General features: G+C 36.7%; 8 protein-coding genes. 6 read left to right on the top strand and 2 right to left on the bottom strand.

The features are described from left to right. The first annotated feature begins 218 nt into the window (after window positions 1–218). Window positions 219–5,060, top strand: coding sequence for an NAD-glutamate dehydrogenase (locus tag ACSLUO_RS16830; protein ID WP_448250324.1), 4,842 nt, complete (start codon window positions 219–221; stop codon window positions 5,058–5,060). Between the two features lie 135 nt (window positions 5,061–5,195). Further along, on the top strand, window positions 5,196–6,203 hold the full coding sequence (pyrD, locus tag ACSLUO_RS16825) for a quinone-dependent dihydroorotate dehydrogenase (protein WP_448250322.1): 1,008 nt from the start codon (window positions 5,196–5,198) through the stop codon (window positions 6,201–6,203). A gap of 155 nt (window positions 6,204–6,358) precedes the next feature. On the opposite strand, the gene ACSLUO_RS16820 is transcribed toward pyrD, so the two are convergent. Then, window positions 6,359–8,521, bottom strand: a complete 2,163-nt coding sequence (locus tag ACSLUO_RS16820; protein ID WP_448250320.1) for a DUF6351 family protein — start codon at window positions 8,519–8,521, stop codon at window positions 6,359–6,361. 194 nt (window positions 8,522–8,715) lie between these two features. Next, window positions 8,716–10,380, bottom strand: coding sequence for an asparagine synthase B (gene asnB, locus ACSLUO_RS16815; protein ID WP_448250318.1), 1,665 nt, complete (start codon window positions 10,378–10,380; stop codon window positions 8,716–8,718). Between the two features lie 291 nt (window positions 10,381–10,671). Here asnB and ACSLUO_RS16810 point away from each other — a divergent pair, with 291 nt between their 5' ends. From ACSLUO_RS16810 to gmhB, 4 genes are all read left to right on the top strand, one after another. Then, window positions 10,672–11,466, top strand: coding sequence for an ABC transporter ATP-binding protein (locus ACSLUO_RS16810; RefSeq protein WP_448250316.1), 795 nt, complete (start codon window positions 10,672–10,674; stop codon window positions 11,464–11,466). A 1-nt stretch (window position 11,467) separates the two neighbouring features. After that, window positions 11,468–12,670 carry an ABC transporter permease gene (locus ACSLUO_RS16805; RefSeq protein WP_448250315.1) on the top strand — a complete coding sequence of 401 codons (1,203 nt, stop codon included), beginning with the start codon at window positions 11,468–11,470 and terminating at the stop codon, window positions 12,668–12,670. Window positions 12,671–12,734: 64 nt separating this feature from the next. After that, on the top strand, window positions 12,735–13,826 hold the full coding sequence (locus ACSLUO_RS16800) for a PA0049 family protein (protein WP_448250313.1): 1,092 nt from the start codon (window positions 12,735–12,737) through the stop codon (window positions 13,824–13,826). Between the two features lie 101 nt (window positions 13,827–13,927). After that, window positions 13,928–14,482, top strand: a complete 555-nt coding sequence (gmhB, locus tag ACSLUO_RS16795) for a D-glycero-beta-D-manno-heptose 1,7-bisphosphate 7-phosphatase (RefSeq protein WP_448250312.1) — start codon at window positions 13,928–13,930, stop codon at window positions 14,480–14,482. The last annotated feature ends 419 nt before the right edge of the window (window positions 14,483–14,901 follow it).

Genomic DNA, 14,901 nt, shown 5'->3' with positions numbered 1-14,901 from the left:
GCGAATAAGTAGAAATGTTCGGCTATTTCCTTAAATTCTCTCAAATTATTTGATTATTTCACGCAATTCCTTAAATTTGTTAATAAAAATTTAAAATTAGTCTATTCTGTTTAAATAACCTTAGCTCGTAACTTTAGTTTGGAGTAGTAGGCTTTGTCATTGCCGAAACTGAGGTTAATAGAATATTACATAGCCGCTTTAAGCGTATAGGAATAAGTATGGCATTAGTCGATGGATTACCTTCGGTAATTTTACAAAATGTGGCCGAATTAATTAAACAAAAAGTCCCGAAAGAAACCGCGGGGCTTGTCGAGCAGTTTTCAACATTACTTTATAGTAATATTTCTACTTTAGATCTTGCACACCGAAATGATAGCGACATGTATGGAGCTACGTTGAGTTTATGGAATTCATTGAATGGCCATCAAGATAGTTCACCGGTGATCAAAGTTTTTAATCCTGAAGTGTCAAAACACGGCTGGAAATCAAATCATACCATTATTGAAGTTATCGTCACTGAAATGCCATTTTTGGTTGATTCATTGCGTATTGCGTTAAATCGAAAAGGTTTAAGCCCTCATTTAATGCTAACTTGTCCAATTTCAATTGCTAGAGATAAAAACAAACAAATTAGTAAATTGAGTGCAGCCACGAACAAAACGGCTAAATCGGCCTCGGTGGAAACGGTATTTTTTATTGAAATAGACCGGCAAACAGAGCAATACATGTTAGATGATTTAGCCGATGAAATTGCATCAGTATTAAGTGAAATATCATTAACAGTTAACGACTGGCAACCTATTTTAAATAAACTTAAGGATGTGGTTGCTGATATTAAACAAGGTAAACAACCATGTTCAGCAGCTGAAAAAAAATCAGCGTTAGATTTTTTAGCCTGGATTGCCGATAACAACTTTACCTTTATGGGCTATCGTTCATATCACATCACTAAAGTAGAAGGTGATATGGCGTTATCGCCTGATTTAAGTACCAGTTTAGGGTTAATGAAAAATATAAAAAGCCCCAAGCAGCGGCTACTTTCTAAAGTTGGCGCATCTGCGCGCGAACTTGCTTTAGGAAAAAACTTATTAGTATTAACCAAAGCCAATACCCGTTCACGCGTACATCGCCCAGCACATCTTGATTACATTGGTATCAAGCGATTTGATGATAAAGGGAACGTTATTGCTGAAGAGCGTTTTATCGGCCTATTTGGTTCTGCTTATTACACTAATAGTGCTTTAGATTTACCACTAATATCATCGAAAGTTCATGCGGTTTGTCAATTGTCAGGCTTTGCTAAAGGCTCTCATGCTTATAAAACCTTGATCAACATTTTAGAAACTTATCCAAGAGACGAAATTTTACAATCTGATGTCGATGAATTATTGCAAAACGTGCTAGGTATTATGCAAATGCAAGAGCGTGATTATTCAGGCTTATTTGTGCGCCGTGATGCCTTCGATCGTTTTTATTCTTGTATGGTTTATGTACCCAGAGAGCGATACAACACTAAGTTACGTATTCAAACTCAAAAATTACTCGCGGAAGCTTTTGGCAGTGATCAGGAAGTTGAATTTAATACTTTTTTTTCGGAATCAGTACAAGCTAGAACACATTATATTGTCCGGGTAAATTCAACTAAAGCAGATATTAACGTGAAAGAAATTGAAAAAAATCTTAATGAAGCCGCTAAAAGTTGGGCTGATAAACTCGCCGTTGCCTTAAAATCACATTGTGGTGAAGCACAAGGTAAAGCGTTAAGTACTAAGTATGAAAAATTTCCACAAGCTTATAAAGATGAAGTTTTATCAGGCTCAGCGATTGTTGATATTGATAAGTTAGAAGCATTATCTGAAGACAATCCATTAGAAATGTTGTTTTATCAACCACAAGAAGAGCAAGACAACAGCCGCTTAGTTAAATTAAAGTTATTTCATACCGGTGAGCCTATCCATTTATCGGATGTTTTACCGATACTGGAAAATTTTGGATTAAGAGTTATTGGCGAAAGCCCTTACTCCATTCAAACCAATACGGGTGAACAATATTGGATTTTAGATTTTTCAATGTTGTTGGCTGGCAATGGCAAAATTAACATTCAACAAGCACAAGCATTATTTCAAGATGCGTTTGCTAAAGTTTGGCGTGGTGATATTGAAGATGATGGTTTTAACCGTTTAATTTTAGGTGCGGCTTTAAGTGGTCGTCAGGTTTCAATTTTAAGAGCTTTTGCCAAATATGAACGCCAAATTGGTGGTACCTTCAGCCAAAACTACATTGAAAATACTTTTTCAAGTTATCCTCAAATTGCTGAGCAATTAATTACTTTGTTTTTTCAACGATTTGACCCTAAGTCGAAAGCAACAGAGGCTAAAATTAGCAAAACCATTGCCGAAATAGAAACCTCATTAGATAAAGTGGCAAATTTAGATGATGATAGAATTATTCGCCGTTTTGTTGAAATGATGAATGCGACTATCCGAACTAACTTTTTCCAACAAGCAAAAAACAAACAAGATAAACCCTATATTTCGTTTAAAATTTTACCTAAGAAAATTAGCGATATTCCTAAGCCGATTCCTAAATTTGAAATTTTTGTTTATTCACCACAAGTTGAAGGGGTGCATTTACGTGGTGGTAAAGTAGCACGTGGAGGTTTACGTTGGTCTGATCGCCGAGAAGACTTCCGTACTGAGGTATTGGGTTTAGTTAAAGCACAACAAGTTAAAAATACCGTGATTGTGCCTGTTGGTGCCAAAGGGGGCTTTGTTTGTAAACAACTTCCAAAAGGCTCTCGCGAGGAAATTTTTAAAGCAGGGCAAGAATGTTATAAAACCTTTATTCGTGGCTTGTTAGATATTACCGATAATATTGTTGCTGGCGAGTTAGTGCCACCAAAAAATGTGGTTCGCTTAGATGAGGACGATCCCTATTTGGTAGTTGCAGCGGATAAAGGAACTGCTACTTTTTCAGATCTCGCCAATAGTATTTCCGAAGAGTATAACTTTTGGATGGGGGATGCTTTTGCTTCTGGTGGTAGTGTTGGTTATGACCATAAAGGCATGGGCATTACCGCAAAAGGGGCGTGGGAGTCTGTTAAACGGCATTTTCGAGAAATGGATATTGACTGTCAAACAACCGATTTTACCTGTGTGGGCATTGGTGACATGGCGGGTGATGTGTTTGGTAATGGTATGTTGTTATCTAAACATATTCGCTTACAAGCCGCATTTAACCATATGCATATTTTTATTGATCCTGAGCCAGATGCAGCTAAAACATATGTTGAACGTGAACGATTATTCAATTTACCCGGCTGTACTTGGGAAGATTATAACCAAAAATTAATTTCAAAAGGTGGTGGCTTATTTAGCCGATCAGCTAAATCAATTAGTTTAACCCCTGAAATTAAAAAGATGATCGGTAGCCAAAAACAAAGCATGGCACCTAATGAACTTATTCAAGCATTATTAACCATGGAAGTGGATTTGTTGTGGAATGGTGGCATTGGCACATATGTGAAAGCCTCAAGTGAAACACATCTTGAAGTCGGTGATCGAGCCAATGATGGCTTGCGTATTAATGGCCGTGATCTAAATGCCAAAATTATGGGGGAAGGCGGCAATTTAGGCTTTACTCAACTTGGTCGTATTGAATATGCGGCTAAAGGTGGGCGCATTAATTCCGATTCGGTTGATAATGTTGGTGGGGTTGATTGCTCAGACAAAGAAGTAAATATTAAAATTTTACTTAATGGCTTAGTGCAAAGTGGCGACCTTACCGTTAAGCAACGAAATAAAATATTGTATGACATGACAGATGAAGTGTCTGAAATTGTTTTAACAGATTGTTATCGTCAAACACATTCTATTTCAATAACTGAAATGCGTGGCGCCAGCCAATTAAAAGAGCAAACCCGTTTCATTCATAGTATGGAGCGCTCAGGTAAACTTGATCGAGTGTTAGAGTTTATTCCTAGTGATGAAGAAATTGCTGACCGTTTAGCACAAGGGCGTGGGTTAACACGCCCTGAACTTTCGGTTTTGTTGGCCTACAGTAAAATGGTGTTAAAAGATGATCTTGTTCATCCTGATATTACCAATAACCCATTTCATGATCGTTTGTTGATTGAGTCGTTTCCGCAATTACTGCAAAAAAAATACAAAGCAGAAATGCAAAACCACCCATTAAGAGCTGAAATTATTGCCACTAAACTGGCAAATAATATTGGCAATGATATGGGCTTTAACTTTGTTAATCGGATGAATGAAGAAACAGGCGCTTCGGTTGCTGAAATTGCCAATTGTTATACAGTGGCTCGTGAAGTATTTGAGTTATCTGATATTTGGCATCAAATTGAAAAGCTAGATAATAAAATAACCACGGCAGTGCAAACGGAAATGTTATTTCAGTTAAGACGCACTGTTAGACGAGTTACTCGCTGGTTTTTAAGACATCGAGATAAAAACTTATCGATTGACCAAAGTATTGCCTTTTTTAAAGCCAGCTTTGATGTGGTGAGCTCGCGTTTAGAAGAATTTATGGTTGAAAAGGAAGTTAAACAACTTAAAAAAGTTGAAAACGACCTTATCAATGCAGGCGTACCTGACAATATTGCTAAGCGTATTTCACAGTTAAGTACCCTATTCTCGATAATGGATATTGCGGAAGTTGCTCAGCAAAACAAAGTGAGTATCGAAAAAGTTGCTGACATGTACTTTAAACTAGGACACCGTTTAGATTTACATTGGTTCCTTGAACAAATTACTAAACAGCCCGTTGCAAATCATTGGCAAGCATTAGCAAGAGCGTCATTTAGAGAAGAATTAGACTGGCAACAACGTTCAATTGCGGCGGTTGTTCTTAGAAGTTACCAAGGTATTGATGATACCAGTACGATGATAGATAAGTGGTTTGCCGACAGTGAGCAGCCATTGGCGCGTTGGTTAAATATTCTTTGTGAGTTTAGAGCAAGTCAAACGCATGAATTCGCCAAATTCTCGGTGGCGTTAAGGGAGCTAATGTTGTTAAGTTTACACTGCGAACCGATAAAATAAATGTTAGAATCCCCGTCCAAAGCGTCGGGGATTTTTTTACCCGCTTATTTTACATTGCACTTAACCTTGATACTTACATTGCACTTAACCTTGATACTTACATTGTTGTAATTACACCGTTTTAGGAGTTTTAACTTGTACCCGCTGATCCGTAAAATATTTTTCCAATGTGATCCTGAAAAAATTCATGAGTTCACCATAAAATCCCTTAAAAACTTAGGTGGTACACCACTTAAATGGATGTATAAAGGTAAAGTTCCTAATAAGCCTGTAGAGGTGATGGGGATCACCTTTCCTAATCCGGTAGGCTTAGCCGCAGGACTTGATAAAAACGGTGAATGTATTAACGCATTTGATGCTATGGGTTTTGGTTTTGTTGAAATAGGTACTGTTACACCTAGACCACAACCTGGAAATGAAAAGCCACGAATTTTTAGATTGCCAGAAGCGAATGCGGTCATTAATCGCATGGGGTTTAACAATAAAGGCGTAGATTATTTAATTGAGCAAGTGCGACAAGCAAATTTTAAAGGTGTATTAGGTATTAATATTGGCAAAAATAAAGATACGCCAGAAGAAAATGCCAAAGATGATTACATTACCTGTATGAAAAAAGTGTATAACTATGCAAGCTATATCACGATTAATATTTCATCGCCGAACACGCCAGGTTTACGTAATTTACAATACGGTGATTCATTAAATGCATTATTAGCGGCAATTAAAGCTGAGCAGAAAGCGCTAGCGCAGCAATATAACAAATATGTTCCTGTTGCCGTTAAAATTGCCCCAGACTTAACCGAAGAAGAAGTTAATGGTATTGCACAATGTTTAATTGAAAATGAAATTGATGGCGTTATTGCAACCAATACTACATTAGCGCGTGATCAAGTTGCACACCTTGAACACGGGAATGAAATGGGCGGTTTAAGTGGTCAACCGGTTCGTGAACAATCCACCATTGTGATCGGCTTATTAGCTAAAGCGCTCGCTGGAAAAATGCCAATTATTGGGGTTGGTGGCATCGACAGCGCGGAGTCGGCACAAGAAAAAATTGCCGCGGGTGCATCATTAGTGCAAGTTTATACCGGCTTTATTTATCAAGGCCCTGACTTAGTGCGAGATATTGTTACTGCTTTGTAATGAGCCGTAATTCACCGCTTAAATAGCAAAACCATCACCTAGTTTAAAAAATCATGTTTAAATTAAGTGATGGTGCTCTTACTGTTTTTAGCTTACAGCTTACAGCTTACAGCTTACAGCTTACAGCTTACAGCTTGCCAGGCTGCAGACTTATGTTAAATATCTTCTGGTCGTCCAATATCTGGCTGTGAATAATCACAAACACCTTCGGGGAAAATGCGGTTTAACTCGTCGAGGTAAGCCGTCAAATCATGTTCGCCATAATAACCTTGGGCAATAGCGCGGGATATTGGTATTAATTGGCATTTAAAAATATCGCCATCCCAGGTTCCACCGGCTTGAATTCTACTGGTACTATACATAGGGAAGGCCGTTTGGCATTCGCCATCAGGTTTATCATTCCATTGTCCATCCCAAACATGTTTACCAGCTGCAATAATGCTCCCGTCAGCGGCAAAGCAGCTATCTGTTAGTGTTTTGGGTTTTGCTTTGTTTATCACCATGCGCTTGTCTTGTTTTAAGGCCAATAACCATTCATCCATTAAATCAAAAGCTTGCATCACAGGGTCATGTGCTTTATCGGCGATCCAAATAATATGATTGTCAGCGTTCCCCTTTGCTTTAAGTAGTCTTAAGCGACTATAAAAAGAAGCTGAAACATGGTGCATATCAAGATCATCTTCTAAATAGTGGCGGACATCAATGATTGGTAAATCAACCTTCCCAATAAACACTTGGCCTGAACGATAAGCAGCCTTCATTGCGGCAATTGAGCCTGAATGGCGTTTAGCAATTCCATTTTCTGGCTCAGTAATATTTTGATTTCCCCATAAACTTAACCAAATCGGCTTTTTTCTTCCTAATGGGGTAATGATAGATTCAGCAACCATGTCGGTTTGTTGTTTCCAGCTGCCAATGTTACGGTTAATATCAAGAAAATCTTCAATACTTATGTGATTATCAACCAAAGCGTTTAAACCATATTGTACGCCCACATTATCCCAAGTCGAAAGGCCATTTCCTTGAGCATCTTGTCCCAAAATATGACTGATATCTTGCCAATAGCTCCAGTTAACTTTATCTACTATGTTTGGATGAAAAAAGTCTCGAATAAAACCTTGCTTAGGATTATTAATAAAACTCGATAATCCAAACCAGCCGTTAATACATTCACTGTTACCTTTTGGCATAGTGGGGGCAAAACCGGCCATTAATTGATTCATTGGTTGCAAAAAGCCGGATTTTTGTGGGAATTTGTTCATCGCATTCATCCCTTCAAGCCAACGGCGTTTGCTCCAATCTTGCCATTTTCGCCGGTTTTCAGCGCGAAAAGTAAAATAATTATTTAATAGATCACAATCAAGGGCATATATGGTTTGTGTGATCATATCGGGGTAAGAATAAAGCGGGATCAAACCGTCTAATATTCCTTGGCTATTTTGAGCAATTAAATATTGTGCTAAACCACCACCTGAGCCGCCAATACCAACGGTATATATAGGCTGGCCATATAAACTTATGAAGTGTTTTTTTACACGTCTGGCGGTATCTTCTGCCAATAACATGTTATAAGTGTAGCTAGTACGGTTACCGCTAGAACTTATTACCGCGTAACCTGCCGTTAATTGTTCAAGTTGCCTTTCAATGATGCGATGAACCCGTTGTCGACCTTGGCGATAACCGATCCCAGAGCCACCGTTAAATTGATAAATAAGGCGTTTATTCCATTGTGATTGTGCTAATCTATCATTAATTTCTTGCACATTGATTGGCATAACAATGGTGTAAATAAAACGGTTAATACTGCCTTGTTCGACTCTAAATAATGGGGTGCTTGTTGGTGTTTTTTTCATCGCTGTCAATTGCACAGGAGTAAGTTTACTTATCTGGTTATTTGGCGCTAGCTGGTAATAACTTAGTCTAGTGTTGACCCCACAATCTTTGCTGTAGCCAATAACCTTGGTTTGTTTATTAATATCATCATAAACAGGAACACCATAACCTAATTGATTATCAATATTAGGCTGACCAAGTCCTGAATCTAAGCTCATACAATAAAAAGGGTATTGATTAGGGCCTGAATATAAACTTTCGCTTGGCCCTTGTGCTCCTAATGCAATAGGAAAGTTAAAGGTTTCTTCTGGGCGTTTATTTTCGCGAATGTGAGGATAAAAGGAAACGAGCGTGTTGCTTTGAACAGGAGCTATTTTTTTGACTTGGCGAAAGGCGTAACTTTCTTGCATTAACCAATAGCCGTAGCCGGCAAGTAAGCTAAACACTATCGCTATTATGATCAAGATACGCATGCTTTTCTTCATGGCAACAACCTTATTAATAAGACAGTACAGAAACCAATATTGCTTGGGGGTTACTTTAAGGTTAGCTTATTCGTTTGTTATTTGCTTAAAAGTTGAAGTTGAAAATAGCGAGAAATAGGCAATAAAAAAGGCTTCTATTTAGAAGCCTTTTAGTGTTTTTTACGGAGCAGTTATTACGGAGCAGTTATTAATGATTAATAACTGTCGTTATGAACACTTTGTACCGCACGACCTGACGGATCAGCCATGTTTTGGAAGCTTTCATCCCAAGCTAACGCGGCTTCAGTTGAACAAGCAACTGACTTACCACCAGGAATACATTCAGCAGCTGAAGGTAATGGGAAGTTTTCTTCAAAAATACAACGATAGTAATAAGCTTCTTTCGTTGCTGGCGTATTGTGTGGGAATCTGTGTTGTGCACTCGCCATTTGTTGATCAGTTACTTCTGACTCAACTAACTCTTTTAAGCTATCGATCCAAGAATAACCTACACCATCAGAAAACTGCTCTTTTTGACGCCATAAAATTTCTTTTGGTAAATAACCTTCAAAAGCAGAGCGTAATACGCCTTTTTCCATTTTACCGTTACCACACATTTTGTCTTCTGGGTTGATACGCATTGCAACATCCATAAAGTTCTTATCTAAGAATGGTACACGAGCTTCAATACCCCAAGCAGACATTGATTTGTTAGCACGTAAACAGTCAAACATATGTAAAGCGTTTAACTTACGGTTTAACTCTTCATGGAATTCTTGTGAGTTTGGCGCTTTATGAAAATATAAATAACCACCAAAAATTTCATCTGCACCTTCACCTGAAAGTACCATTTTAATACCCATGGCTTTAATTTTACGAGCCATTAAGTACATTGGGGTAGATGCACGAATAGTGGTTACATCATAAGTTTCAATGTGATAAATCACTTCTTTTAATGCATCAAGACCGTCTTGAACAGTAAAAGTAATTGTATGGTGAATAGTACCAATGCTATCCGCTACTTTTTGTGCTGCAGCTAAATCAGGAGAGCCTTCTAAACCGACAGCAAAAGAGTGTAGTTTTGGCCACCATGCATCTACTTCATCGTTTTCTTCAATACGTTTTGCGGCAAAACGTTGTGTAATTGATGAAACTAAAGATGAATCTAAACCACCTGATAATAAAACACCGTAAGGTACGTCAGTCATTAAGTGACTTTTAACAGAACTTTCTAATGCTTCACGTAATTCAGTTACGTCAGTCGTGTTATTTTTAATCGCGTCATAATCTTGCCAATCACGCGTATAATATTTTTGTAATTCGCCAACTTTGCTATCTAAAATATGCCCTGGAGGGAATTCAGCCACTGTTTTACAAATAGGCATTAATGCCTTCATTTCAGAAGCTACATAAAAGTTACCTGATTCATCATAACCAGTGTAAAGCGGAATAATACCAATGTGATCACGAGCAATTAAATAAGAGTTGTCGCTTTCGTTATATAAACAAAATGCAAACATACCTTGTAACTTATCAACAAACTGGCTACCAAACTCTTCATATAAAGGTAAAATTACTTCACAATCAGATTTAGTTTGAAATTGATAATTTACATTAAGCTCTTTTTCTAATGTTTTGTGATTGTAGATTTCACCATTAACCGCTAACACGTGATTTCGATTTTGATTGTATAAAGGTTGTGCGCCGGTTTCGGTATCAACAATAGCTAAACGCTCATGAACAAGAATAGCATTGTCATTATTATAAACACCTGACCAATCAGGGCCACGGTGACGAAGTAATCGAGAACATTCTAATGCTTTTGGGCGTAAAGCCGCTGCATCAGTTTTTATATCTAAAACACAAAATATTGAACACATTGAAGTGTTGCTCCTTTAATACAATCTTTAAAATCTATTTACGAAATCAGTTTGAAATCTTTTTGCAAATTTTACTCTTTTAGAGCAAGTACGCAACTTTGCCATTATATCTAAAAAAATCAATAGAATTTTGCTTATTTTGCCCACTTATTAGCATAAATACGATAAAAGTCTGTTTTTTCTCTATTTATAAGTTTTAAATATTTTTAAATTTGTTACTTTTAAGCAATGTACAAAGCGTACGACATGTCGTTACAATCACAAATGTTAACATTTAGAGCCTAAATATTCATGCTAGAAATTTCAAATTTGTCTAAAACTTTCAAATTAACGAAAGAAGCCAAAAAACAATTACGTCAAACGAGCCAAGATGTTCGTCATCAAGGAAATAGTTTTAAGGCATTATCTGATGTTTCATTTTCATGCTCAGCAGGGCAGGTCTTAGGTTTATTAGGCCCAAATGGTGCGGGAAAAACCACCACCTTACGTATTCTTGCTTCTTCAATTTTGCCGGATTCAGGGCAAATATTAATTAATGGCGAAAATGTTTTACATAAATCGATTTTAGCAAAACGGAAAATTGGTTTTTTATCCAGTAAAACAGGGCTTTATGCTCGCTTAACGGCACAAGAAAATATTGAATATTTTGCTAAATTACATGGCATGTCTAAAAAAGCGATTTCTGAGCAGGGAGCATTACTTTATCAGCAGTTAGGTATAGAAGATTACTTACATCGTCGAATTGACACCTTATCTTCAGGCATGCATCAAAAAGTGTCGATTGCTCGTGCAGTTATTCATCAGCCAGATGTTCTAGTTTTAGATGAGCCAACAACAGGATTAGATATTATGGCAACAGAAACTATTCTAAACTTTATTCAGCAGCAAAAAGAATTAGGGCGGCCAGTTATATTTTCAACGCATCATATGGATGAAGTGTCATACCTTGCAGATAAAGTCGCTATCATAGATCAAGGAAAAACCTGTTTTGAAGGTTCCATTCATAGTTTACAAACACAAACTCAAGCAGATGATTTACGTGCCGCTTTTATGGCTGTGTTAACGTCAAATAAAGAGGTTGCATAAAATGTGGCAAGTGTATTTTAAAGAATTATTAGAATTAGCGCGCGACAAAAAAACCTTATTTTTTATTATTGCCTTGCCGATCATTATTTTTCCGGTGCTGTTTGGCTTTATGGCTTTAGTCATCGTTAATGTAGCCATTGATGAACAGAAAAAAGTATTAAATTATGCGATTATCAATGGTGATAAAGCGCCAGAATTTAATCAAGCGATGATCTACCACCGTGATTTTAAAAAAGTAGATCTTGAATTTATAGATGAACAAGCAATTCATAACGCCATTAGTGCTAATAAAGTAAACCTTGTACTAAAAATACCTGACGACTTTTCATTATTAAGCACTAAAGAAAAACAAGCCCATTGGGTGATCTACTTTAATAATGCTTCTCAAATGAATTCGGTTAAACAAAAGGTAAATAAGGTATTTGACACTTACGTGAAAGATCTGCGCCTAGAGCATTTAACCGAATTAGGTTTGTCTATTGAACAATATGAACTACTCAAAACACCAATAAAATTAGAGAGCATAGATACCGCCGATCAAAGGGAAAACTTTGGTGAAAAGGTTGGCGGTTTCATACCTTATATGTTGATTATTTTATGCTTAACGGGCGCTATGTACCCAGCGATTGATTTAGGTGCCGGAGAAAAAGAGCGGGGCACTTTAGAAACCTTACTATTAACACCTATTGCACGGTTATCATTAGTGTTAGGTAAGTTCCTAACTATCATGACAACTTCTATTACTACCGCGCTAATAACTGTAAGTAGCTTAGTTTTTTGGAGTTATTTGATCGGAAAAATAACCGAAGTTAAACAAGTCTCTGAAATTATGGCGGCAGTTGGTCTTGCTGATGTCATACTTATGATATTAATGTTGGTTCCTATCTCTGCTATTTTTGCGGCTTTAGTTTTAGCTATTTCAATTTATGCACGTAGTTATAAAGAAGCGCAAAATTATATGGGGCCTTTAACCATGGTGACTTTTATGCCTGTTATGGTTGCTATGTTACCGGGGATCTCCCTTGATAGTTTTTGGGCATTTGTCCCTGTATCAAATGTTGCTTTAGCAATAAAAGAAATATTAAAAGGAACAATAGAAGCGAGTACGGTATTTTATATTTTTTCTTCAACCGCCGTCTTTGCTTTATTAGCCTTATGGTTTTGTACACACTGGTTTAAAAAAGAAGCCGTACTGTTTAGATAATACCAATCCGTATAAACGATAGTTGACCAGAAACTTTAATCAGTAACGGAGATAAGGATATATTATGCGAAATTTGTTAAGCCGTTCTTCATTTATTATGGTGCTGTTTGTAGCTACTTTCTTTCAAGGACAAGCAACAGCTAATAATGTATTAACAGTTGAAGAACAAAGTTTAATGGTTAACCCAAAGCTTAATGAATTTGTTCAGCCCTTTAACCAACGGATTGATACTTTCAAACAACAACTTACTCATCAAATAAGTTATACCGTATTAACACAATTAGCGATCCGTCATGGCAAAGGTATATGGCAAGATGCCTTAACGTATTTTCAAAGTCAGCAACGTTTTGATGATCGTATTTTGTATTGGACAAGAATCGCAATGTTTAGCGCATTAAAAAAGTCAGTGTCTTATCAAGCATTATTACCCATGCAGCAAGAAAAATTACTGTGGGAGTTTGAATTATATAGCAGAGGTAATAGCCATGTTAAATTCAATAAAAAAGCCAATAAGCATATTCTTGTTATCGCAACGGATCCCTTTATTCGAGAACAATCCATTGATGCTATCAATACCGCGGCTATTTCAGCGCTTGCACTAGATGGCATGATATTAAATTTAAATGGTCAAACGGCAGAGCTCAAAAGTATTATTTTACCGGTTAACTATGCTTATCTTGATAAAGGGTTGGTCGAAGAGGTATTAAATAAACATATTGATCGTGAAAAAGTGGATCTAGTTCTTGTTTTAGGGCAATCAGACGATCATTTTAAATTATCTAAATCGGCTATGTTAACTTTAAATAAGAACTCAATTGATAACTTAGGCAAAGTCCGAGGTAATAATGAAACCTCAAATATCCCCTTATTAGCTAACCAAACATTACACTCAAAACAAAAATTAGCCAATAGCTGGAAATATAACAGCGCGATAAAAGCTAATGCGTCTTATGTAATAGCTGAACAGTCCAATCCGTCTTTGTCATTAATCAACGAAATTTTTTACCGCGCACTAAATGTTAGTCAAAATGGCGGCACAAGTGTTGATGTTGGACAACTTGATATGCCGACATTTACACAACATAACAAATCAAAATTGAACGCCGTGTTCAATCAGCTTAGCCAAATGCTTACCTTAACAATTAATGATTATTAACTTAGCCTTTAATTTATACACCTAATTTAATAAGTCTTCCGGCTATTATATAAAAAGTTACTATATAAAGAGCGACTGATGACAATACAAAGAGAATACTGATGACAAGCAAAGCTTTATTTTTAGATCGTGATGGCATTATTAATGTCGATCATGGTTATGTACACAAAATTGAAGATTTTGATTTTACGGATGGTATCTTTGATGTTTGCCGGCATGCACTTGAACTCGGTTATATTATTATTGTTATTACTAATCAAGGGGGAATTGCTCGTGGTTATTATTCAATTAAACAATTTGAACGGTTAACATCTTGGATGAAAGAGCAGTTCAAAGCACAAGGGATAAAAATAACGGATGTATATTTTTGCCCTCATCATCCTAAACATGGAGTAAATAACTATGTTCAAACTTGTCATTGTCGTAAACCAGAACCTGGAATGATTTTAACGGCACAAGCTAAATATCAAATTTCACTTAAAGATAGTATTTTGATTGGTGATAGATATTCAGACATACAAGCAGCGGAATCTGCTGGTATAAAAACTAAAATATTATTAAATAGTCAATTCGTTAATGAAGCTAGTGAAAACCTACCAATAACTTTCGCTCATAAAATAAGCGAAATTACTGGCGCAATCGAGTATATCAACTAGAATTGTTTATTACTTGAGCGAACAAACATTTATTTCAAATTAATTGCAAATAAGTGTTGACCCCAGCCTAAAAATCTCTAAAATGCGCTCCACTTCTTCGGGACAAGCCCAAGAAGTCGTTTTGACCAGTTAAGTTGTCTGAATAAGGGATTTAACTGAGAGATAAGTTTAGAAAACGTTTTGAAAGGTTGATAAAAAATTCTTTCAAAAAAGATTTAAAAACTTGTTGACAACAAAACTGAGTTGCGTAGAATGCGCATCTCGCTTCGGGCAAGGCTTTCAAGTCAGTCGGAGCAACAAGTTAAACGAATGCGATTTAACTTGAGTTATCTGATAAAGATAACGTTCTTTAACAATTAGTTATCATGCAATTTGTGTGGGCACTCACATTAAATGCTAATTCATAGTCCTTCGGGACA

It is taken from the genome of Thalassotalea agariperforans, assembly GCF_053470345.1.
This window is presented reverse-complemented; position numbering and strand designations above follow the sequence as displayed.